The organism is Clostridium chromiireducens, from assembly GCF_003575225.1.
GTDB lineage: Bacteria > Bacillota > Clostridia > Clostridiales > Clostridiaceae > Clostridium > Clostridium chromiireducens.
Window position 1 is genome coordinate 260,785 of record NZ_QXDJ01000002.1, and the last position, 22,682, is coordinate 283,466.

Sequence of the window (22,682 nt, forward strand, 5' to 3'; positions counted from 1 at the left end):
AGAGAAAGTATAAAGATTAACTCATGATTAGATTCATGGGTTAATTTTATATATTTATAGATTGATTAACAACGTAATTAAGGCTTTTTAAAGAAAAATGTACATGGTGTATTTACTACACACTTTCCACATACATCACTACCTACACTATTTGGTTTATCACCAGATTCGTCAGTATAAGAGCTTCCGAACTCTGTATATAATTCTGCATTTTTCATTAATACCACATAGCATTTATGCCTATCATACCCATCTAAAGTCAATGCACCTGATGGGCAGTGTTTTACACATATACCGCAGCTTCCATTCTTTTTATATAAGCAAAGTTCTTCTTCTAAAGGCGAATCTAGTTTAACATCTAGGTTGGTTACAATGGTGCTATATCTTCCACAGCATCCAGCCTTAGTTATAAGCATATTATTGATACCAAAGGTTCCGAGGCCAGCAACTTTTGCAAAATGTCTATGAGACCAATTGCTTTTCAATATCTTTTGATCAAATGTAGAAGCTTCAGGTGAAACACCTGCATTGTATCCAAGTTTTTGTAGTTCTGATACCATATAGTCATTTAGCTTAACGAACATTGCATTGGTTTCCTCATAAGCTAGTGCCCATTCAGGAGAAGCAATTTCTCCAGGAGTTCCATTTGTTTTAGCCAATTCTTTAGTGAATGGAACAAAATAAGCTATAACAATTGATGCATCAGAAATTACGTCACTAGGTAAACCATGAGTAGGTGTAATAAGTTCCTTAAAATTTAAAATATAAGGATCATTAGCATCAGCAAAGCCAACTAAAGGCTCACCCCATTTAGTTGAAATATTATCTTGCTTCTCGTATTCCTTAACAAAGTTTCGTATCATTTTAGTAACTCTTTCTTTCATGCTAAAGCACATCCCTTCTTTACATGAGTTTGTTATATTTCTTTTAATAATTATCTTCTACTAATATTTTTCATTTTAAATAGTCAAAGAAAAAAGACGATATATTACAACAGTGTATTTAATGTTATATGCATTTCGGTAAGTTATCACATAAGTCTAAGTTGTAGTCTGGTTATCTCGATATATACTATTATATATCTTCAGTTAGATAAGTCTTTGCTGAAATATAGTTAGTTTTTAGTCTATTTCTTGATGTTTCTTCTAAATTCTGCAGGTGATATTTTTTCTAAGTGTTTAAATACCTTGGTAAATGATGAATTGTGTTCATAGCCAACCATCTGAGAAATTTGTAAAACTGTTAAGTTTGTATTTAAAAGGAGTTCCTTTGCTCTCCTTACTCTTAAATTTTGGATGTATTCAGTAGGAGAAACGTTCATATTATTTTTAAACCATTCACTATAATAACTAACGTTGTAGTGCTCTATATCTGCTAATTTCTTTAAATCAATATCTTCAGTAAAATGTTCATTAATGAATTTTACTGAATTAGGCAAATTTTCAGTAGTGATAAAATTATAAAAGTAGAGGAATAAATTATTTATAGAACTAGAATTTTGGTTGATCTCAGCTTCATTTAACAACAAATATCTTATTGCTTTCCATTTTTCATCAAATAAAATATCTCTTCCACCACACATTTTTTCCATATCATACTTGTTGAGCATTTTATCAGGTATATCTAAAACTAAGAATTCATTGGTATTGCTAGCATTAAAGGTATGCTTACAATCTGGAGGAAGAAAGAATAATGAATCATCTTTTAACTCTAATTTCTTATAATCAGTTTCTATAGAAAGAATACCTTGAAGTGGCAAGATTAGTTGTCCATATTCATGAGTATGGGTATCACTTTTAAAACTATATATTCTACGCTCACATTTTATATAATTCAAAATCATTCCTCCTTTCCATTTTTTACTATAATTTAAACTTCCATATTAAATTTATTATAGCACAAGTTTAGTATTAGCTTTATCTATTCAAATACTTGAACTTTCATTTATATTAAGAAGTTATAACAATGAAAGTATTGGCATATGGAGCTTTATCAGACTTAATCGAGTATTTACAAGAAGATGACTAAGTCTTACCATAAACTTCAAAAAGACCACGAAATTTTAGAGTTTTCGTGGTTTTTACTAATTGAGAGGGGTAGAGTGTTTTAATCATCACGTACTTTATACCAGAATAGTTATGCAGCTGCTTTTAAGCGTGAATATGCATTGTATGCTTGAAAGATACCTCCAATAAATAAACCAACAGAAAAGCCACATAATAATGCATATAAAATGCTAAAGGAAAGTGTATTATATAATAATGGATTAATGCTTAAAGCAATATTTAATAGATACTTTACAAAAAAATTAGTCATAATAATAGCCAAAGTCAAATATGATCCGGTTCTGTATAGGGAACCATCTTTTAAATATAGTTTTCTATATCGAGAATATAAAAAATAAGATATCAATGTTCCTAAACACATAAAGATAGCGTAAAAAATCATAGAGATTCCTAAATAACTAAAACCTATGAGCAATTTTTCTAAGCCCCAAATAATAAATATGGATGGCATAATAAACATTTTAGATAGAGATAATTCACCATCTTTACTCGCTTTAATTCCGCGCTTTAAAAGAAAAATAAATATAACCCAAACATAAAAAGGAGTTCCGCTTACAATTCTTGAAATAATATTAATAATCATCATAATAATAACCTTCTTTCTTAATTCACATCATGTTGTAAGAGTACAATATAAATTAAGTAAGAACAATATAGATTGGCGTAAGCGGTTTATTTGGATACATAAGCGGTATAAAAAGGCAGATAATATTATATAAAGATTAATAAAAAAATAAACAACAACTTAGCGTTATTGTTTATTTTTTCTGTTTCTATCTAATATCTCATTCATTTTTTTTACTTCTATTTTCTCATATTGAAAGTTAATAAGTCGTACACATAGATAAATTAATATGACTTCAGCCAATGTTGAAAATATTGATATTAAAGACATATTCCAATTAAAAAGATAATTTGAAGCAAGTACCATTAACCAAATTATAATTATATAAATTAATGGATTAAATATTGAGTCTACAGAAATAACATATTTATTAATAATGATTTTTACTAACGACAGGACCAAAGATAAAGCTAGTAATTCATAGATTCGGGTATTATCTAAATGTTGTTCTGTTAAGAGCTGGAATAATATTATTACTGTAAAAATTACTGAGGTTAATTGTAATACTTTTCTAGAATATTTAAAAATCATTAGTTATCCCTCATTCCTAATTTGTTTTTCAAATTCGCAACATATCTTCTTGAAATTATAACTTTTTCATTATTAATTAAAAGAGCTTCCAGGTTGCCACTTAACTTTGGATAGAAAGAATGTATCTTATTAATATTTAGTAACATGGATTTAGAAACTCTAATAAAATCAACAGAAGCTAGCTGTTCTTCAAGTAGGTACAATTTTTCAGAGATTTCGTAAGTTTCAGCTTTAGTATAAATAAATATCTTTCTATCTATAGATTCTATATAGAAAATCCCATCTACATTTACTTTATAATGTTTCTCTTCTTTTCTTCCGAGTAAATATTGAATAACTTGATTTGACGATGTCAATAACTCTATTGCTTCGGTAATTTTCTTATCAACGTTATGGACATTAAAATTAACTTCTTCTTCAAATTGAGAAGAGATAATATTTATATTAACCTTCATGTTTATACTCCTATAATCTAAACAATACATTATATAAAAATATAGTTGTTCTACAAATAATTACTATTCTTGGGAAGTCAAAATTTATATGTAAAATATCATAGAGTTGTCTGTAATTCTTCTTTTACATTATTAAACATTTATTCTTCTTTTATCTATTTTAAAGTGTTTATGCTTATGTGTCTAGAACTTTTATAGACAGAAAAATTTTAAATCAGCAAGAAGAAAAATTAATCTAAAATGAGGTAGGTAATATTGCATGATTAAATTTTATAGATAGGAAATGGGATAATAAACATGAAGATAATTGATATTAATGGGCGTATAAGGAAAAAAGGGGAAGCCTATGCTAAGCTTTTTTAGCATAGGCTTCCACCTTATGTTTATAGATAAAGTATGCTGTAAGAAGATTGTATGCATTAATATAACATATCTTCATTTAGCAAAGAACAACGATCTCATAGGGAGTAGTTTGAGCAGGTATGCTCTTGGTTGTAGGTCCATAGACAACAATTAGGTTTTTATTTCTAGGGTATCTGTTAAAAGGTTGATCATTTCTTAAAATTACCTTAGTAGATGGTGAGATATTTAGTTTTAAATTTCCATCGCTGCTTATAAGTTGATTGTTAAAATAGTCTACAGTAACATTTTGATCTCCTGTGTCTTTTGCCATAACAATCGCAGGATATTGTGGAGGATATATAAGAAGGGCAGGTGCGTTTGCATCGTAGAATCCAGTTACCTCGTCTCCTACCTCTACCACTTCATGATCTACAAAATAGGTTCCAGGGGATATCACAAAATTTACCGGTCCCCTGTTTATATCTTCGAGTGACATTAATTTATAGCAGCCTACTGATGCATCATCTTGAACTGGGTAAAAATCTTCAATCCTTGTGACGGTACCGCTAAAGGCAGCAAATGTTGGCTCTGCATTTTTCCACGTTGCATTGAAGTGGGGATAAGTAGATTGATGCCTGTAGTGAGGCCAACAAGGAAATTGGTTATTATACATATAATACTCCTTTATATTGATACAGTTTTAAGCCTAATCATTAATAGTATATTAGCTACTTTAAGAATTGTTACTCAGTACCAAGTACTTATACACGTTTTATTCAATTCTGGATTTTAATGCTTCAGCCATTGAAATTCTGTTTATCTTTATTCTCCTCTATAGTTAGAGAAGTAACAACATATATTACAATAAGCCCAATTATAAAAGATACAAAAGCTATACTTCCGATTATTGCTTGAAGCGGTTTTGTCATTGTATCAAAGGCTTTTTTCATATCATCAACTGTTACAACTATTAATAGCTTATTTTCTGGAATGTCTATTTTTTCCGTGATCCATAATCCAATATAACTTCCAGAAGGGAAACCAAGCATGTCATTAACTAAATAAATACATAGTTATAACTTGTATAGAAACATGTACGGTGTTGCTAATTCGATTTTTGTTAAATAGATAACGATATATTTGTGATGTCTAATGCTAAAATATTTCTTGAAATTCTCTTTACTATTTTTATTAATTTATTTTTAATAATGCTTAAAAATTATTACGTGTAGAAACGTCTTTTAACCTACTATTTATGTGAGATTTTTTAAAAAATTCAACAGTTTTCAGACTTTTTTAATACGATTATTTTTAACTTTTTTACAAATGATAATTTTTTTTGACAAAATATCTTGAATTATTCCAAGAAAAGGCGTATTATAAAATTGTTAAATAATAAACAAACATTTTCTTTTTGTGTTGGAATAAATTTAAGATAGATTATATAGATAGCAAACTTGTTGTGATTAATTTGTTGTGATTCTAACATTAAAGAAAAATCCGAATTGTTTCTAGATTGCTTGTTGAATGCGGTATATATCATATATTCATCTTACTGCAAGTGGAATATTACTGTGAAAACTACTGTTGTTATTATTTATTGTGTTTAAACTTGTACGTACATATTAGGCGTAAATTGTTTTATTATTTTAACTTATTTATAAGTTCACTTAGTAAAAGTTAATTTTATTTGTTATGAAAAAATACATAGAAAAGGGGATTCTATAAAATGATAAATATTGATTATTCATCCGAAAGTTATTTAAAAAAAGTAGATGCATACTGGAGAGCTGTTAATTTTATCTCAGTTGGACAATTGTATCTTAAGGGAAATCCATTATTAAAGGAACCATTAAAACCGGAACATGTGAAAAATGCAGTATTTGGTCACTGGGGAACAATTGCTGGACAAACTTTTATTTATGCTCACTTAAACCGTGTTATTAATAAATACGATTTAAATATGCTATATATTTCTGGTCCAGGTCATGGTGGACAAGTTATGGTTTCTAACTCTTATTTTGATGGAAGTTATAGTGATACTTACCCTGAAATTACTCAAGATATAGCAGGCTTATCAAAATTATATAAGGAATTCTCATCTTCAGGTGGAGTAGGTTCTCATGCAACTCCTGAAGCTCCTGGTTCAATACATGAAGGTGGTGAATTAGGTTATTCTGTAATGCATGGTTTTGGTGCTATTTTAGATAACCCTAATTTAATTGCAGCAGTTGTAGTTGGAGATGGTGAAGCTGAAACTGGACCATTAGCAGGTTCTTGGCAAGTAAATAAATTTATAAACCCTGTTACAGATGGTGTTGTTCTACCAATACTATACTTAAATGGATTCAAGATCAGTAACCCAACTATTATGGCTCGTATGACTGATGAAGAATTGCAAAAATATTTTGAAGGCTTAGGATGGGATCCTATATTTGTTTCAGGAGATGAACCAGAAGTAATGCATCCATTGATGGCTAAAAAGATGGATGAAGCTATCGAAAAAATTCTAGCTATCAAAAAGAATGCGATTGAAAATGATGATATGTCTAGGCCTAAATGGCCAATTATCCTTAATAGAACACCTAAAGGATGGACAGGTCCAAAAGAATCAAATGGAGCTCCAGTTGAAGGTTCATTCCGTGCACACCAAGTTCCAATTCCTTTTGATAGTAAGCATATGGAATATGCAGACGACTTTGCAAAATGGATGATGAGCTATCGTCCAGAAGAATTATTTACTGAAGAAGGTAAGTTAGTAGATGAAATTGCAGAAATAATTCCTAAAGGCGATAAACGTATGTCATGTAACCCTGCAACAAATGGTGGTAAAATCATGAAAGATTTACGTTTACCAGATTACCGTGAATATGCTCTTGGTAACCAAGAAAAAGGTAAAGAAGTTGCACAAGATATGCTTGTTCTAGGTAAATATGTACGTGACGTTATGAAATTAAATAGAAAAGAACGTAATTTCCGTGTATTTAGCCCAGATGAAGCTGCATCAAACCGTTTATATGCAATGTTTGAAGAAACAAGCCGTCAATGGGTTGGTGAAATCAATGAGCCTTATGATGAATTCTTAGCACCAGACGGAAGAGTATTTGATTCAATGCTTAGTGAGCATGTTGCAGAAGGTGCTTTAGAAGCTTATCTATTAACTGGTCGTCATGGATTTATACACAGCTATGAAGCATTTTTACGTGTTGTAGATTCAATGGTTACACAACACTTCAAATGGTTAAATCAATGTGAAGAAATTGCCTGGAGAGAAGAAATTTCATCATTAAACTTAATTATGACTTCTCATATTTGGCAACAAGACCACAATGGCTATACTCACCAAGATCCAGGAATGCTTGGACATTTAGCTGATAAAAATTCTGGTTTAATCCATGAATACTTACCAGCAGATGCAAATACTTTACTTGTAACATTTGATAAATGTTTAAGAAGCCGTAATCAAGTAAATCTTTTAACAGCATCAAAACATCCAAGACAACAATGGTTCACTATTGATGAAGCTGAATATTTAGTTAACAATGGTTTAGGTATCGTAGAATGGGCAAGTACAGATAAAGGTGCAGAACCAGATATTATATTTGCAACAGCTGGTGATACTCCAACACTTGAAGGTTTAGCGGCTGTACAATTATTACATGATTACTTACCAGAATTAAAGATTAGATTTGTTAATATAGTTGATTTATTAAAATTACAATCTCCACAAGTATATGAACATGGTATATCTGATGCAGAGTTTAATATGATTTTCACTACAGATAAACCAATTATCTTTGGTTTCCATGGTTATGAAAACTTGATAGATACATTATTCTTTAAACGTGCTAACCATAATGTTTCTGTTCATGGTTACAGAGATAAGGGTGAAATCACAACTGGATTTGATATGCGTGTATTAAACGAGTTAGATCGTTTCAATCTTGTTAAAGATGCAATCTATCACTTACCACAATTAGGGAATAAGGGTGCATATATTATCCAAGAAATGAACGAAAAATTAGATACGCATACTAAATTTGTTCATGAAAATGGTGTTGAGATGCCAGAGATTGCTAATTGGAAATGGAAAGGCCTTAACTAATCCTCTACATTCAATTAAAGAATGCCAGAGGCTCACATAATTATTAAAATTTCAAAAAAGATGTCTAGGAACAATTTGTTCTTAGGCATCTTTTTTATTAGATTATTTAGAATATGGAAAGATCAATAAATTTATTTATATTATCTGGAGTTGAGTGTGTTGCATATATAAATGTGTTGTGTAGGGTAAAAATCCAATCTTAAGAGATATTGCCTTAAATAATTTGTGAGATTATTTTGAATTTAAATTGGAATTTCTTTATATTATTAAATAACATTTTTTTATTCTACTCTAGACTTTAATGCTTCAGCCATTGAAATTCTGTTTATCTTTTTTCTGCTCAATAGTTTTGATAATTCAAATGTTAAGTATATTATGATAAAACCAATTAAAACATAGATATAATCAATAGTTACAGGGAAAGATATACTCATTTCTTTTGTCATTGATTTAAAAAGTGCAGTTAAGGAACCGAGTAGGAGAGGTACTCCTAATATGTAGCCAAGCACTACTATAAATCTGGAACTATTTAAAATTAGTGAGTAAATCTCTTTATTTCTATAACCTAGAACCTTTAAAAGAGAAATATTATCTTTATTCTCCTCTATAGTTAGGGAAGTAACAACATATATTACAATAAGCCCAATTATAAATGACATGAAAGCTATACTTCCTATTATTGCTTGAAGCGGTTTTGTCATTGTATCAAAGGCTTTTTTCATATCATCAACTGTTACAACTGTTAATAGCTTATTTTCTGGAATGGCTATTTTTTCTGTACTCCATAATCCAATATAGCTTCCAGAATGGAAACCAAGCATATCATTTAGGGTATCTAGAGGCATATAAACATACTGACCTACAAATGTTTCTGCAATGCTGTCAACTGTTATGCTGTATTCTTTTGAATCTAATCTATTGATAACTTTTAGAGTATCTTTTGGCGTTATATTTAATTTATCAGCTAAAGATCTTGTAATTATGATGCTACTAGGTTTTAGTATATTACCGGATTTATCCTTAAAGGAAATATATTTAGAGTCTGGATTTACACCGTACACTGTAAAAGTAATATTATCATCGTATTTCATTGAAAATGGTATTTCCAAGAAGGGTTCTCCTTTTTCAGGTTTACCATTTTGGAGAGCGTTAAATACATAATGATAATTATACTTAAAGGATTCATTAAAAGATTCTTTAAGTAAGGAATCCATTGAGCTCTTAGAGGCAAAGCCCATGAGCAGCAGCATTGTTGACATAACTATACCAAGTAACAGGAATATGCTTCTAGGTATGCTTCTTAGGAGCTCACGCATTTTAAATTTGGTATTAAAATTGAATCTTTCAAGATTTACTTTTCTTTCTATGAAACCAACTTTATTCTTCTCGGTGCCGCCTCTCATTAGATGCATTGGTGAGCTTTTGAGGGATTTATTGACTACAAAATAGCTGCAGATTACTAAGAAGAATATTGGCAATAAAATACTTATTATAATATAGCTTATATCATAGCTTAAAGAACCTACAGGGATATTGAAGTATGATACATAATAGTTCATCATAGGTCTTAAGGTTAATAATCCAAGCATAGTTCCTAGAATACCGCCTACAAGTGAAATAACAATGGCATATAGAAGATAGTGCTTCATAATCTCTTTTTTTCTATAGCCTAGTGCATAAAGAGTTCCTATAATAACAGCTTCTCTCTTTAACATTCGATACATAACTATTCCAGTTAATATGCAGGTTAAAAGAAGTACAGCTATAGGCATAGAAGAACTCATTTTATCAATGCCAGAAAGTTTTGCTGTAAAATACGTAACTCTTGGGTTGTCACTTATATTCATCCAGCTGAGAAGAGTAATATTCTCACTTTTTAGATAATCCTTAAATTCTGATATCTTATTATCTATATTACTTCTGTCACCATTAAATCTTATGGAATAAGAAACATTGCCTATATTTAGACTATTAAAATCCTCTTTACTTATAACAGCTATTCCAAAACTGTTTGGATCATTCATTATATCTGATTCACTTTTTAGTGGATAGATATAGTTAGGAAGAGACATAAAGCCGGATAATATAAAGTTCTCACCATCAATTTTAATGTTATCTCCAATATTTAATTTGTTAGCTTTTCCATAGGAGGGATCTATGAGGATGCCACCTCTGCTTAGATCATTTCCTTTAATTATTGCTGGTATATTAACCTTTTTATTTTCACTGAATATCCTTAGGGTCTTATCTTCTGAAATCAAGTAGTCAAATGACTTTGTTTCCTCTATATTCATATTAAATTTTGCTTCCAAGGTTTCAATATTACTTATTCTTGGAGTAGTCGTGAAGTTTACATCTTCTTGCTTATAGTCTTTTTCAAAGGAAGAAGATAATTGTGTAAGATTCTTTGAAACCAAGTTAAACATTGTGAAAAGTAGACAGCTAAAAATAATAAGTACTAATGAACCAATATATTGTGATCTGTTTTCCAGCATGGTTCGCTTGATTTTTTTATTAATAATCATTACCACTCAATCCTTTCTGCAGGTACGGTTATACTATTAACTATGCTCTCTACAATTTCACCACTTCTAACCCTATAAAATTTATTAGCCATAGCACTAATTGCAGTGTTATGGGTTATCATAAGTATGGTTGTGCCAAATTCTTCGTTTACTTTTTGAAGAAGCTTTAAAATTTCCCTTGAAGTTGAGAAATCAAGAGCACCAGTTGGTTCGTCGCATAACAAAAGAGTTGGATTTTTGACTATAGCTCGTGCAATAGACACTCTTTGCTGCTCACCACCACTTAGTTCCCTTGGAAATCTATGCTTTTTATCAAACATATTTACGGCTTTTAGTACCTCATCAATGTTAAGTGGTGATTTACTTATATTTGAAACAACTTCTATATTTTCACCTACTGTAAGATTAGGGATTAGATTGTAAAACTGAAATATGAAGCCGATATTTTCTCGTCTGTAATCAGTAAGCTTATTGTCATTTAGTTTAGTGATATCCATATCACCAACTAAAACTATACCTGAGTCGCATCTGTCAATTCCTCCAATAATGTTAAGAAGTGTTGATTTCCCAGAACCAGAAGGTCCAAGTATTACCCCTATTTCTCTCTTTTCTAAACTTATACCTGCGCCCTTTAAAACGGTTGTGGTTACATCACCTGTGTTATAACTTTTCTTCAAATTTTCTACTTTTAAAAACATTATTTCTCGCCTCCTATCTTTCTATTTCTCATTAATTTATTTATGGGAATTTGTATTTACTTTTTTGACTTAAAAGAATTATCTAATGCTAATAGTCTTCGCCCAAGGTACCGGCCTTATGCAATTTATATTTTCTAAAAGGAAATACACTTATGTTATGTTAATGAGTTAATGAAGCTTATGAGAAAATAAAAAGCTCTAATAGCGGTGTTGTGGTGAATCATATAATAAACTAATGGTATAATAGGGATAAAATAATAATAAACAAAGTGTATCGATATTATGATCATTGACTAAGGCTTGGTAGATCATAAAAATGTACATGAAGAAGAATAGTGAGTTAACATATAGAGGTTTGCTCATTATAGTAGGATTTGAAAGGAGAAACAATGAATTATTTAGCTCATATACATCTTTCAGATAATAGCGAAGAAAATATGTTAGGAAATTTTCTAGGGGATTTTGTGAGTAAATCTTTAGAAGATGAATTTGAATATTCCATAAAGCAGGGGATTCTAATGCATAAGAAGCTTGATACTTTTACGGATTCCCATCCAAATTTCGCAAATAGTAGAGAAAGAATTTCTAGCGCTAATAGACGCCTTGCAGGGGTACTAATTGATATATTTTATGATCATTTTTTAGCTAAGAATTGGAGTGATTATTCTTCAGTATCCTTAGAAGAATATGCTGATAATTTTTATAAGATACTCAAAAAGTATTCTTATTGCTTGCCAGATAAACTGACGAGAAGAATGCCTTTTATGATAGAAGAAAACTGGCTTCTTTCCTATAGAGATATAAGTGGAATACAGGTAGCAGTGGATAGGATTTCTAAAAGATTTTCTAATACCAGGCACCCCTTAGTAAATCCTATAGATGAACTAATTAATAATTATGAAGGACTTCAAAATGACTTTAAATGTTTTTATCCTGAGGCAATTCAATATGCAAATAAACTTAAAATAATGCTTTAGTAATATGTCCACGATTGATGCTGCGAACTTTACGACAAATAAGGTTTCTAAGTATAAAACATTTTATTTATTCATGGGAAATAATATTACAGGCATCTAAAATGAGAGTTATATACTTAAACTACCTAAATATAAAACTTTGTTTAGGTAATTATTTGTAGTGGGTAAAATTTTTTGTATTCTTTAGTATAATCTTACTTTTTATGGTATAATTCTAAATTATGGATTGGTTATATACCTTTTAAGTTTAGAGGGGGAATGCATTATGCTTTCTAAGCCTAGTGATTATATTGATGTTGGATTTAAGTTAGAATTAGAAGAAGGTTTAAAAAAAATATTTAATTCTACAGCAATTATAAAGATGGTACCAAAAGGCACAATTATTCTTCGACAAGGGGAAATGCCAACCTCACTGTATTATATTCATAAAGGAATTGTGAGGGGATATTATATAGATGATGCAGGTAACGATGTAACAAAATGCTTTGCTTGTGAAACAGAATTTGCCTGCGCTGAAGGATTATTAAGGAGTGGAGAATCTAGCTTTAGTATAGAAAGTTTAGAAGACTGCATTTGCGTCATTATTCCTTATGATTCAATAAAACAAGGAATGAAAAAAAGCAATCAAATGAAGGTTATATTCGATAATTATATCAAGAAAATTCTTGTTAATACTCTAAACCGAGAAAAGGCGTTACTTATCAAAAATGCATTAGACAGATATATAGAATTTACAAAAGAGCATTCTTCTTTAGAAAGTAGGATAAATCAAGCATATATTGCTTCTTATATTGGAGTTAGAGCAAGTTCTCTTAGTAGAATTAAGAGAGGTATGAAAATAGAATAAATGTATTTATTAAACATCAAATAAAATTATTTGGTGTTTTTTTTTATGTTATTAATGTGGCTATCAATATTATAAAAGATTGAAGTTAGTGCTTGTTTTTTATTGCAATTAACATATGTCAATTACAATTAGTAATTTTCAAATTAGTATTAAGATAGTTTCTATATTAATCTATTTAGGAGGATTTAATTATGAAGAAAATTTCTTTAGTAACAGGTGCAAATGGACATCTAGGTAACAATTTGGTAAGAGAATTATTAAAAAGAGATGAAAAGGTTAGAGCCAGCGTACGTGATTTGAATGATAAAAAGCCATTTGAAGGTCTTGACTGCGAAGTAGTTTATGCTGATTTAATGGATAAAGAATCATTAATTAGGGCACTTGATGGAGTTGATACATTATATCAAGTTGCAGCTGTATTTAAACATTGGGCCAAGGATACCGAAAAAGATATAATTGTTCCTAATATTTTGGGAACTGAAAATATAATGGAAGCAGCCAAGGAGGCAAAGGTAAGGAAAATTATATATGTAAGTTCTGTAGCTGCATTGTCTCTTAATAAGGTGAATTCAAAAGGTAAAATTGATGAAACTACGTGGCTTAAAGATAGCCATGGTAATGCCTACTTTGATTCAAAAGCACGTTCAGAAAAAAGGGCTTGGGAACTAGCAAAAAAATATGATTTAGATATGGTCAGTGTCCTACCAGGTGCAATGATTGGTGGAGAATTTTTAAAGAAAACTCCAACAATGCTTGGTTTTGATAGTATTCTTTCAGGTAAGATGAAAATTAATTATGTAACAGAAATGACTCCGATAGATGTAATTGATGTTATAGAAGGTATGATTGTCGCAGCTGAAAAAGGAGTAAGAGGGACAAGATATATTTTAGCTAATGAAGAACCTGTAACTTCAGATGATATTATTAAAATTGCAAAGAAGTTTGTTCCTGATCTGGAGATACCACAAAAATATGCTAAAGAGCAGCTATTGTTATTAGCTGAAAAACTTGAACTAGAAGCTAAACAAAATAATACTCAGCCACTAATTCTTAGAAGTCAGGTAGAATTATATTATGGTGGAATAAATAGATATTATGATATTACTACCTCAAAAAAAGATTTGAATTTCAATCCAAAATTAGGAAAAGAGGCGTTAGAAGAGTATTTTAAACGAGTTTATGCTAATCTAGGTTAATAGGATTAATTATTTGCTCATTGGAGTATAAATATAGGAATTATGAAACAATGGACGCATACAATTTGGGAACAGGCATGTTTAATAAATGGATTACAGAATTTAGAGAAAGACTATAATATGAAGTTTTAGGGGTTGTATCAAAACTCAATCTGATACAACCGCTTTATTAGTTTCAGCGTCAAGTGATGTCTTATTCTTGCAATTGCATTTTTGCCTCAAACTTATTTGAATCTTTTAATATATCATTTTTTCTTTTGTAGGCGAAATAATACGGTACTTCATAAGCTAACATAAGGATCCAGCCTATAAGACTTGCGTAAGCAACACTGACCATTCCTATACGATGAACCAATAAATATACAAATAATGTTCTAAATGATATTTGAATCAATGTAGAAATTAATGTGATTTTCATATTTCCCATACCTCTAAAGAAGCCTTGTATTCCATTTGTGAAGGATGGAAGTATATAGAAGAAAGCCATAAGTCCTAAATAATGGACTCCTAAATTAATCATACTTGTATCTTCAGAAGAAACAAACAATTTCATAATAGGTTCTTTTAAAAATAAAATAACTATACAAATTAATATCCAATAGCAGAACTCTACAAATAATCCAATTCTAAATCCATCCTTAATACGTCTTTTATTATTAGCACCGCGATTTTGAGCAACAAATGTCATTATTCCGCTGGATATACTTTGTTGAGGTGTAAATGCAAAGTCATCAACTCTGTTTACAGCATTAAATGCGGCAATAGCTGCAATACCTAGTGGATTAATAAAACTTTGTATTAATAATTTTCCGATTGGCTGACAAGACTGCTGCAAGGCTGTTATAGAACCATGTTGAAGTGTCTTCTTTAAAAGATTCATGTCAATTCTAATATCACTTCTAGTCAATCTTAACAATGGAACCTTTATATATATATAAATTATGCAGAAAACTGCAGAACATGCTTCTGCAATAGCTGTTGCAAGCCCAGCTCCAAGCACCCCCATATTAAAACCACCTATAAAGATAAAGTCAAGGCAGCCATTTAAAATAGATGCAATTGCTAAAAATCTTATTGGAGTTTTGGAATCACCAACACTTCTCATAGCTGCTGATACCGCGTTATACAAATATGTAAAAGGCATTGCAACAAAGATAATTCTAAGATAAAGGGCTGAAGAATCAAGAATTTCATTTGGCACTCCAAGAAGTCTTAGTATTCCTTTTGAAAAAATTAAACCAAGCACTACGATTAATAAAGAAAAAAAACATCCAAATATTAAAGTGGTTGATATTTCTTTTTTTAATTCTTCATGCTTTCCGGCACCAAAAAATTCACTCATGAGCACTGATGCACCAATGCATATGCCTGTTATTCCTAAAATTGCAATATTCATTACAGGGTTAGCTGCTCCAACTGCTGCTAATGCATCTGTTCCTGAAAATCTTCCTACAACTATAGAATCTACTGCATTATAAGTTAATTGAAGCAGATTTCCTACCACTAAAGGTATAGAAAAACCAATCAGATGCTTTGGTATGTTTCCTTTTGTCATATCTTTAATCATATATTTCACTTCCTTAGTATTCTTTCCTCAGTTATTATACTAAAGCGATTAGTGCATCATCAATAAGTGAAATATCAAATTCGTTTCATTATGAAATCATTTTAATTTTCTCCATAATGTGCTATGTCCAATTTCTAATCTCTTTTCTACTTTTACTTGATTCATTCCTTCTTCTGCCATTATATGTTTTATAATACGAGTCTCAATTTCTTTTAAGCTTCCACTTAGATCAATAGGTACTAAGATAGCGTATTTATGATTATCATGTTCTTTTTTTAGAGCAACTTTAACTCCAGTTTGGGCAATATATGAACCATTACATGTTAGTGCTAATTGATTTATTACTCTCATGAATTGTCGAATATTTTCTGGCCAATCATAATCAGATAATAAATTTATTCCACCTTTGTTGATTCCAACAACCTGACTTGCACATCTTACATCCAATTTTGCAAGATACATGCTTATCATATTATTAATTTCATTTGTATAATACTTAAGTGGCATTAGTTCTATTCTTACTTCGTCTAAAATTGAGCGAAGCTGCCTTAGAAGTTTTCCGCTACTTACACAGATTTCTACAGGCAATTCAGAAGAGGCAATTATTTTAACATTACAGTTTTTAGTTAATTTTTTTAAGATATTAATTATTTGCTTTTGCCCCTCTATACATAATTGGTCTATATCTTCTAAAAATAAAGTTCCGCCTTCATTCCAGAGATGCTTTATTATAGTATTCTCTAATAAATCATAGTTATAGTTTTCAGGAACTGAGAAGCAGCTAATACAAACTAAACTTTTTCTTTTTTGAGGACCATAGCAGCAGCATAAATAGCCAACATCACTTTTACACATTCCATCTTCGCCAGTTATAATGGTCGGAAGAGATGTATCACTAAGCGCTGATATTTGAGATGAAATTGTCTTTGGAAATACTGTATCTATAAAGCTTGGAGATATTTCATTAGCATTGAAAATTCTCACAAACTTATCTATATTGTCTTCATTTATTTTCTGATCTTCTATATAAAGATTAGATTCAATAATTTGTTTTTTATCTCTAGAAAGAGCATTGCATAATCTAATAGCTTCATCAATAGCACTTCTTAAACTTTCTATTCCGCTGGTAAGCAATATGCTGTTAATTCCTAGTTTTTGTGCCGTCTCATATACCATGTTATCTCCAATTATAAGTTCATAGTTTTCTTCTTTTAGATTTTCAATTATACTACTTATATTTTTATGTTCAAAATAACATTGTGATTCTATATAATATCCCATAAGTTCACTTAACTGCTTAAATGAATTAACAATGCTTGGATAAGCTAAAAATATTTTCTTGCCATCATAACCTTCAGATAATTTTAAAATTCTAAGTATATCAAAAGCATTTATATAAATTTCAATAATAGGCGTTGTTGTAACCTTCCTGCATGTTTCAACAGTTCCACCTCTTGTTATAATTGCATCGTATTTTTCATCAGCATTAAGTTTTTTTAATAGTTTTGGTCCTTGTTCATAATTTCCTTGATATACATCTATATGTATATCAGAATATTCATCTAAAATTGACTGGGCTAGTTCTTTTAAACCTAAATAAGGTGCTATAAAAAGAATTCTCATAATTATAATCTCCATGTACATATGTATTTATAGTTTCATTATATCAAAATTAACACTTGCTACTGATATGTTGAATTATATCTAAACTATTGATATAAAATGGGTATAGAGTAACAATTAATTTATTCCATCAGTCATGGTTATTGTGCCATTTGCCTCAAAAAAATTTAATTCAATTACAATAAAATTAGAGACCACAAATTTGTGGCCTCTAATTTTATCTAAATGAATCTTGGAATATCTTTAATACATCTTCATCAGTTAAAGCATCTGGATCAAATTGGAATAAAGCACCCATATTGTTTCTTGAATTTTCAACATATTTGTGTAATTCATCATATTTCATTCCATAATCACTCATTTTGATTTGATCTACATCGCAAGCTTTTTGAAGTTCTACTAATGTAGTAACAAAATCCATAGGGGAAGAGGCATCTTCTTTACCTAATGCCTTAGCCATCTGAATCATCCGTTCATCACAAGTACCACTTTTAGCAAAATGGGCATAATAAGCTGCGCTAATGGATATTAATGCTGCACCATGCTCAAATTTTGGATGGAAAGCACTAATTGCATGTGCAAGACTATGCTCTGAAATACATCCAGATGTAGATTCTACCATACCAGCTAAAGTATTTGCTAAAGCAATATCACCACGAGCATCTAGGTTGCTTCCATTCTGTACTGCTTCAGCTAAACTCTTTCCAATAAGTTCTATTGATTTTATGGCAAACATGTCGCTCATTACATATGAAGTAGTATTTAGATAACCTTCAGTACTATGGAAAAGAGCATCAAAACCTTGATAAGCCGTTAGGTTTTTTGGAACTGAAACCATTAATTCTGGATCAACTACAGATAGAACTGGGAATGTTTTATCATAACCAAAGCCAATCTTCTCATTAGTTTCTGTCTTAGTTGTAACTGTCCATGGATCTGCTTCTGTACCAGTACCAGAAGTTGTTGTAATAGCTACTATAGGAAGTGGATCATTTGGAACAGGTAGTCCTTTTCCAGTACCTCCTGAAATATAATCCCAGTAGTCTCCTTCGTTAGAAGCCATAACAGCAATGGCCTTTGCAGAATCTATGCTGCTTCCGCCACCAAGGCCAATAACAAAATCGATATTGTTTTCCTTAGCAAGGGCTGCGCCTTCCATTACATGATCTTTAATAGGATTTGGAAGGATTTTATCAAAAAGAATATATGAAATACCTGCTAAATCAAGTTGTTCATTCAAACGATCTAAGTAACCAAATTTTTTTACTGAAGTACCAGCAGTAGTTACAATTAATGCTTTTTTTCCAGGAAGAGGATGTTTATGCAATTCAGCTAATTTTCCTGCGCCAAAAAGTATTTTTGTTGGTATAAAATAATTAAAATTCATGATAGTGCCTCCTTAAAGCGTTACATTGTTTTGTTAATATAAGTATAAGCGTTAAAGTTAACTCTAAGTCAATATGTTTTTAAAGGAAATTTAAAAAGATATTTTAAAATAAATTTCTAAAATTAAAAAGTAACTTCTTAATTGCAATAATAAATTCGTCATTAATTACTCTTGTATGCTTTTAGTAAAAAGGAGAATTATCTATATTAAATATCCTTTAATGAAGCAGCTTCATTTATATTCATATATTTGTAATAAAGTTGTGATAAAACTGTTAAATTACCATTGTAATATTTAAATAACAACAAGCTAACATAATATATTTCGATGGAGGAATTAGAATGAAAAAAATAATTTGTGCACTAACTGGAATAGTCATTACAGCTACTTTAATGGTTGGATGCAGTAAAACTAGTGCTGGAGCTGCTCAAACAATTCAAACAACTGAAAGTACTCAAAATGCGTCCACTGATAATGGAAAAGCACCTCAAAAGAATTTTCAGGCAGCAGATTTACAAGGCGAAGTTTCAAGTATAGATGGTAATAAGATAACCTTAAAGCTTATTAAGGCACCTGAAATGCCTCAAGGAGGAAATACAGGAAATTCAAAACAAAGTGGAGATCAAAAAGCTCCATCACAAGATAACAATAAAGACGGACAGCCACCTATGAAACAAGGTAACAGGCAAGTAGAGTATACAGGTGAAACTAAAGATATTACAGTTGGCGACGGAATAGAAATAACTGCAATGAGCAGAGGAAAACAAAACTCAGATGCTAAAACACTTACAGTTAGTGATATTAAAGTTGGAGATACACTTTTAATAACATATTCGGATAAAGATAAAGAAACTATTTCAAAGATTACTGTTAGACAGGCGGCAGGTCAAAATGCAAAAGGGGAAACCAGTAAGTAATTAGAATACAATATTGCTTCAGATAGAGTTACAGGATCTTTAAAGATTTAGTAATTAAATCTGAAGTTTTTATTATAGATTTTAATCCGCCGCTGATTATCAATGAAGAAGAAATGGATAAAGCGGTCTCAATATGTAAGGAATCAATAGAAGATATAATATACCAATATTAAGCTAGGAGAGGACATTGTGTCCGTAAAATTGACTTTGGAGCATTTAATGGGCAAGTTGATTAATACTATAGTTATATATTACAATACTATTAGTAAATTATTTATAGAAATCCATATATGATTAGAGGATGATTAGAGGATGAAAGTTGATTTAAGTAAGATAGTCAATAATAAGAAAATTACACCTATAGAAGAACAGGTACTGGAATATATAATTAATAATATTAATATTGTTATGGATATTGGAGTCAGAGGAGTTGCTGCAGCAAACTATACATCTACATCAACAATTATGAGACTTTCGAAGAAATTAGGTTTCACAGGATTCATTGATATGATATATAATATAACGCCTCTAATTGATGCTGGTAATACAGGAATTATAGAAAAATCAGAAGCATTAATAGGCACGGATATTAATTTTTTATGTAAATATATAGAGGAGGAACATGTTAAAAGATTTATAGAGATACTAGCAAGTGGGACACGTAAGTATATTTTTATTTATGCAAGAGGCTATTCTGAAATTGCTGGAGAATACTTTAATAAAAAACTGCTGGGTATAGGGGTAAAGAGCATATTGATAGATTCTAAGGGCAGTTTTGAAAATAATCTAGAAGATATGGAAACACTAATAGTAATATCAAAATCTGGAGAGACTAAAGAAGTATTAGATAAGGTTCAAGTAGCAAAGAAGAAAAATACAGTGATAGTTTCATTTACGAAGGAAGTGGAAAACAGTATTTCAGCTCTTTCAAACATTTCCTTTAAGATAGTTGATATGCATAAATTGGACGACAGCAATGTATTGCCTAATTCGTTTTTTGCAAATATGCTTATGTTTATGGAATACTTAATTTATAGATATTATGAAGAAACAAAAAAAGAGAATAAATAGTTAATTTGAGAAACCTGTTATCTTTTATGCTAACAGGTTTCTTAATGCTTGAAATCTATTTCAATTAAATGAAAACGTATATATAATGAGCCTATGACAAAGACATAATAAATTATTAATAAGAGGTGGAAATTATGAAGGATAAAATTATGAATGGCATGCAGAGATTTTCTAAGGCTATGTTCATTCCAGTATTAATACTTCCAATTGTAGGTATATTAATAGCCTTTGGAAATATCTTAACAAATGCCAAATTGGCAGAATATGCACCGTTTCTAAAAAATGCCGTAATATTTGGATTTGGTAAAATACTTTCAGGTTCTTTAGTCCCTATCTTATCAAATCTTGGAATTATATTCTGTGTAGGATTGGCTGTAGGGCTTGCAAAAGAGAAAAAAGCAGAATCAGGTTTTACATCAGTTTTAGTTTATTTCATATTCAATAATGCTATGAACATTTTCCTTAACTTATCAGGGAGATTAGTTCCAGCGGATCAGTTAAGAGGTTCGGGGCAAGCAGTTGTACTTGGAACTCAAGTTTTAGACATGGGAGTTTTTCTAGGAATAATATTAGGTATAGTTGTGGCTTATTTTCATAACAAATATTGCAAAACGGAATTTAATGGAGCTTTCCAAATATATGGTGGTTCAAGATTAGTATTTTTAATACTTATCCCAGTAGTAGTTATACTCGCAGTAATACTTTCTTATGTTTGGCCATCGGTACAATGGGCAATATCAAGTTTAGGATATTATATACAAAAGTCAGGTAACTTCGGAATATTTATGTATGGAATGTTAGAAAGACTTCTAATTCCAACAGGATTACATCACTTAGTTTATACTCCATTCTTATATAGTCCACTTGGAGGAGTAGAAACTGTAGCAGGTAAAGTTTTAGAAGGATCAAGAAATATTTATTTTGCACAAATAGCAGACCCTTCAGTTAAAGTTTTATCAAGCACAGTTATATGGGATGCTAGAGGATTATCAAAAATGTTTGGTTTAATAGGAGCATGCTTAGCACTTTATCATACAGCTGATGCTGACAAGAAAAAGAAAGCTAAAGCAATACTTATACCAGCAGCAGTAACATCATTAATTGCAGGTGTTACAGAACCAATTGAATTTTCATTCTTATTCACAGCACCAATATTATTTGGAGTGCACGCAGTATTAAGCGGACTTGGAATGGTGGCTTTAAATATATTAAATGTAAGAGCGATAGGCCCTAACGGATTTATAGATTTCTTACTTTATAACTTACCATTGGGCATAGAAAAAACAGGCTGGCCAATGTTTATTTTAGTAGGTATTGCACAATTTGTAGTTTACTATGTAGTATTCAGATTCCTAATAGTTAAACTTAACTTAAAGACTACTGGAAGAGAAGACAGCAGTGAGGAAGTTAAACTTTATACTAAACAGGACTACAAGGAAAAGGTATCAGGGGAACAAGGTGATTCAAACAAAGCTGGAGCAGGAAATGAAGCACTTGTAATAATAGAAGCCCTAGGCGGAAGAGAAAATATTAAAAAAGTAGATAATTGTTTTACAAGATTAAGATTAATCCTTGATGATACATCAAAAGTTGATGAAGCCACATTAAAGGGAACAGGGGCTACAGGGGTAGTTAAAAAAGGAGAAAATGTTCAAGTAATTTATGGATTACATGTAACTAGAATAAGATCTATAGTAGATGAAGCACTAGGAATTGTAGGAGAATAATAATATAAATTGTAGAAATATTT

17 protein-coding genes and 1 pseudogene are annotated in these 22,682 nt (G+C 30.5%); 7 read left to right on the forward strand and 11 right to left on the reverse strand.

Annotation, left to right across the window (positions count from 1 at the left end; genetic code table 11):
- Positions 1-77: 77 nt before the first annotated feature.
- The 6 genes and pseudogenes from D2A34_RS06490 to D2A34_RS06520 all read right to left on the reverse strand — a co-directional run.
- Entirely contained in the window at positions 78-884 is an 807-nt protein-coding gene (locus D2A34_RS06490; protein ID WP_119366082.1) for an epoxyqueuosine reductase, read from the reverse strand.
- A 242-nt stretch (positions 885-1,126) separates the two neighbouring features.
- The gene (locus tag D2A34_RS06495) at positions 1,127-1,837 is read right to left on the reverse strand and encodes an AraC family transcriptional regulator (protein ID WP_119366083.1); all 711 of its coding nucleotides are present in this window, start codon (positions 1,835-1,837) and stop codon (positions 1,127-1,129) included.
- A gap of 299 nt (positions 1,838-2,136) precedes the next feature.
- A complete protein-coding gene (locus D2A34_RS06500) occupies positions 2,137-2,652 on the reverse strand; it encodes a DUF6622 family protein (protein WP_119366084.1) in 516 nt (171 codons plus the stop codon).
- Positions 2,653-3,221: 569 nt separating this feature from the next.
- Positions 3,222-3,677, reverse strand: coding sequence for a LytTR family DNA-binding domain-containing protein (locus tag D2A34_RS06510; RefSeq protein ID WP_119366086.1), 456 nt, complete (start codon positions 3,675-3,677; stop codon positions 3,222-3,224).
- Positions 3,678-4,116: 439 nt separating this feature from the next.
- The gene (locus tag D2A34_RS06515; RefSeq protein WP_119366087.1) at positions 4,117-4,692 is read right to left on the reverse strand and encodes a hypothetical protein; all 576 of its coding nucleotides are present in this window, start codon (positions 4,690-4,692) and stop codon (positions 4,117-4,119) included.
- Positions 4,693-4,837: 145 nt separating this feature from the next.
- Positions 4,838-5,077: pseudogene (locus tag D2A34_RS06520) on the reverse strand (ABC transporter permease); the annotation flags it as partial.
- 671 nt (positions 5,078-5,748) lie between these two features.
- On the opposite strand from D2A34_RS06520, the gene D2A34_RS06525 reads away from it, so the two are divergent.
- On the forward strand, positions 5,749-8,124 hold the full coding sequence (locus tag D2A34_RS06525; RefSeq protein ID WP_079438209.1) for a phosphoketolase family protein: 2,376 nt from the start codon (positions 5,749-5,751) through the stop codon (positions 8,122-8,124).
- A 281-nt stretch (positions 8,125-8,405) separates the two neighbouring features.
- Here the strand turns inward: D2A34_RS06525 and D2A34_RS06530 are convergent, their stop codons facing one another.
- Together D2A34_RS06530 and D2A34_RS06535 are read right to left on the reverse strand one after the other, a co-directional pair.
- Positions 8,406-10,649: an FtsX-like permease family protein gene (locus D2A34_RS06530; protein ID WP_119366088.1), complete on the reverse strand. Its 2,244-nt coding sequence runs from the start codon at positions 10,647-10,649 to the stop codon at positions 8,406-8,408.
- Positions 10,649-11,347: an ABC transporter ATP-binding protein gene (locus D2A34_RS06535; RefSeq protein WP_119366089.1), complete on the reverse strand. Its 699-nt coding sequence runs from the start codon at positions 11,345-11,347 to the stop codon at positions 10,649-10,651. Before D2A34_RS06535 ends, D2A34_RS06530 begins: the two co-directional genes overlap by 1 nt.
- Positions 11,348-11,736: 389 nt before the next feature.
- Between D2A34_RS06535 and D2A34_RS06540 the strand changes: the two genes are divergently transcribed.
- The 3 genes from D2A34_RS06540 (at position 11,737) to D2A34_RS06550 (ending at position 14,367) form a co-directional block, all read left to right on the forward strand.
- On the forward strand, positions 11,737-12,324 hold the full coding sequence (locus D2A34_RS06540; RefSeq protein ID WP_079438206.1) for an acyl carrier protein phosphodiesterase: 588 nt from the start codon (positions 11,737-11,739) through the stop codon (positions 12,322-12,324).
- A 265-nt stretch (positions 12,325-12,589) separates the two neighbouring features.
- On the forward strand, positions 12,590-13,171 hold the full coding sequence (locus D2A34_RS06545; RefSeq protein WP_119366090.1) for a Crp/Fnr family transcriptional regulator: 582 nt from the start codon (positions 12,590-12,592) through the stop codon (positions 13,169-13,171).
- Positions 13,172-13,362: 191 nt separating this feature from the next.
- Positions 13,363-14,367 carry an NAD-dependent epimerase/dehydratase family protein gene (locus D2A34_RS06550; RefSeq protein WP_079438204.1) on the forward strand — a complete coding sequence of 335 codons (1,005 nt, stop codon included), beginning with the start codon at positions 13,363-13,365 and terminating at the stop codon, positions 14,365-14,367.
- A 193-nt stretch (positions 14,368-14,560) separates the two neighbouring features.
- Here the strand turns inward: D2A34_RS06550 and D2A34_RS06555 are convergent, their stop codons facing one another.
- From D2A34_RS06555 to D2A34_RS06565, 3 genes are all read right to left on the reverse strand, one after another.
- Entirely contained in the window at positions 14,561-15,934 is a 1,374-nt protein-coding gene (locus D2A34_RS06555) for an MATE family efflux transporter (RefSeq protein WP_079438203.1), read from the reverse strand.
- A 96-nt stretch (positions 15,935-16,030) separates the two neighbouring features.
- Positions 16,031-17,557 (reverse strand): sigma-54-dependent transcriptional regulator, encoded by a 1,527-nt coding sequence (locus tag D2A34_RS06560; protein WP_243128259.1) that lies wholly within the window; start codon positions 17,555-17,557, stop codon positions 16,031-16,033.
- Positions 17,558-17,774: 217 nt separating this feature from the next.
- Positions 17,775-18,944, reverse strand: coding sequence for an iron-containing alcohol dehydrogenase (locus D2A34_RS06565; RefSeq protein WP_119366091.1), 1,170 nt, complete (start codon positions 18,942-18,944; stop codon positions 17,775-17,777).
- A 341-nt stretch (positions 18,945-19,285) separates the two neighbouring features.
- Between D2A34_RS06565 and D2A34_RS06570 the strand changes: the two genes are divergently transcribed.
- The 3 genes from D2A34_RS06570 to D2A34_RS06580 all read left to right on the forward strand — a co-directional run bounded on the left by D2A34_RS06570 (position 19,286) and on the right by D2A34_RS06580 (position 22,659).
- Positions 19,286-19,861, forward strand: coding sequence for a hypothetical protein (locus D2A34_RS06570; RefSeq protein WP_119366092.1), 576 nt, complete (start codon positions 19,286-19,288; stop codon positions 19,859-19,861).
- 312 nt (positions 19,862-20,173) lie between these two features.
- Positions 20,174-20,932, forward strand: coding sequence for a MurR/RpiR family transcriptional regulator (locus D2A34_RS06575; RefSeq protein ID WP_079438196.1), 759 nt, complete (start codon positions 20,174-20,176; stop codon positions 20,930-20,932).
- Between the two features lie 134 nt (positions 20,933-21,066).
- On the forward strand, positions 21,067-22,659 hold the full coding sequence (locus D2A34_RS06580; RefSeq protein WP_119366093.1) for a PTS transporter subunit EIIC: 1,593 nt from the start codon (positions 21,067-21,069) through the stop codon (positions 22,657-22,659).
- Positions 22,660-22,682: the final 23 nt, after the last annotated feature.

Bases quoted from the DNA above. Each gene is read 5' to 3' on its own strand.
- D2A34_RS06550 (WP_079438204.1), top strand. From the start codon at position 13,363: ATGAAGAAAATTTCTTTAGTAACAGGTGCAAATGGACATCTAGGTAAC.
- D2A34_RS06510 (WP_119366086.1), bottom strand. From the start codon at position 3,677: ATGAAGGTTAATATAAATATTATCTCTTCTCAATTTGAAGAAGAAGTT.
- D2A34_RS06560 (WP_243128259.1), bottom strand. From the start codon at position 17,557: ATGAGAATTCTTTTTATAGCACCTTATTTAGGTTTAAAAGAACTAGCC.
- D2A34_RS06515 (WP_119366087.1), bottom strand. From the start codon at position 4,692: ATGTATAATAACCAATTTCCTTGTTGGCCTCACTACAGGCATCAATCT.
- D2A34_RS06580 (WP_119366093.1), top strand. From the start codon at position 21,067: ATGAAGGATAAAATTATGAATGGCATGCAGAGATTTTCTAAGGCTATG.
- D2A34_RS06570 (WP_119366092.1), top strand. From the start codon at position 19,286: ATGAAAAAAATAATTTGTGCACTAACTGGAATAGTCATTACAGCTACT.
- D2A34_RS06555 (WP_079438203.1), bottom strand. From the start codon at position 15,934: ATGATTAAAGATATGACAAAAGGAAACATACCAAAGCATCTGATTGGT.
- D2A34_RS06545 (WP_119366090.1), top strand. From the start codon at position 12,590: ATGCTTTCTAAGCCTAGTGATTATATTGATGTTGGATTTAAGTTAGAA.
- D2A34_RS06535 (WP_119366089.1), bottom strand. From the start codon at position 11,347: ATGTTTTTAAAAGTAGAAAATTTGAAGAAAAGTTATAACACAGGTGAT.
- D2A34_RS06525 (WP_079438209.1), top strand. From the start codon at position 5,749: ATGATAAATATTGATTATTCATCCGAAAGTTATTTAAAAAAAGTAGAT.
- D2A34_RS06500 (WP_119366084.1), bottom strand. From the start codon at position 2,652: ATGATGATTATTAATATTATTTCAAGAATTGTAAGCGGAACTCCTTTT.
- D2A34_RS06565 (WP_119366091.1), bottom strand. From the start codon at position 18,944: ATGAATTTTAATTATTTTATACCAACAAAAATACTTTTTGGCGCAGGA.
- D2A34_RS06575 (WP_079438196.1), top strand. From the start codon at position 20,174: ATGAAAGTTGATTTAAGTAAGATAGTCAATAATAAGAAAATTACACCT.
- D2A34_RS06530 (WP_119366088.1), bottom strand. From the start codon at position 10,649: ATGATTATTAATAAAAAAATCAAGCGAACCATGCTGGAAAACAGATCA.
- D2A34_RS06540 (WP_079438206.1), top strand. From the start codon at position 11,737: ATGAATTATTTAGCTCATATACATCTTTCAGATAATAGCGAAGAAAAT.
- D2A34_RS06490 (WP_119366082.1), bottom strand. From the start codon at position 884: ATGAAAGAAAGAGTTACTAAAATGATACGAAACTTTGTTAAGGAATAC.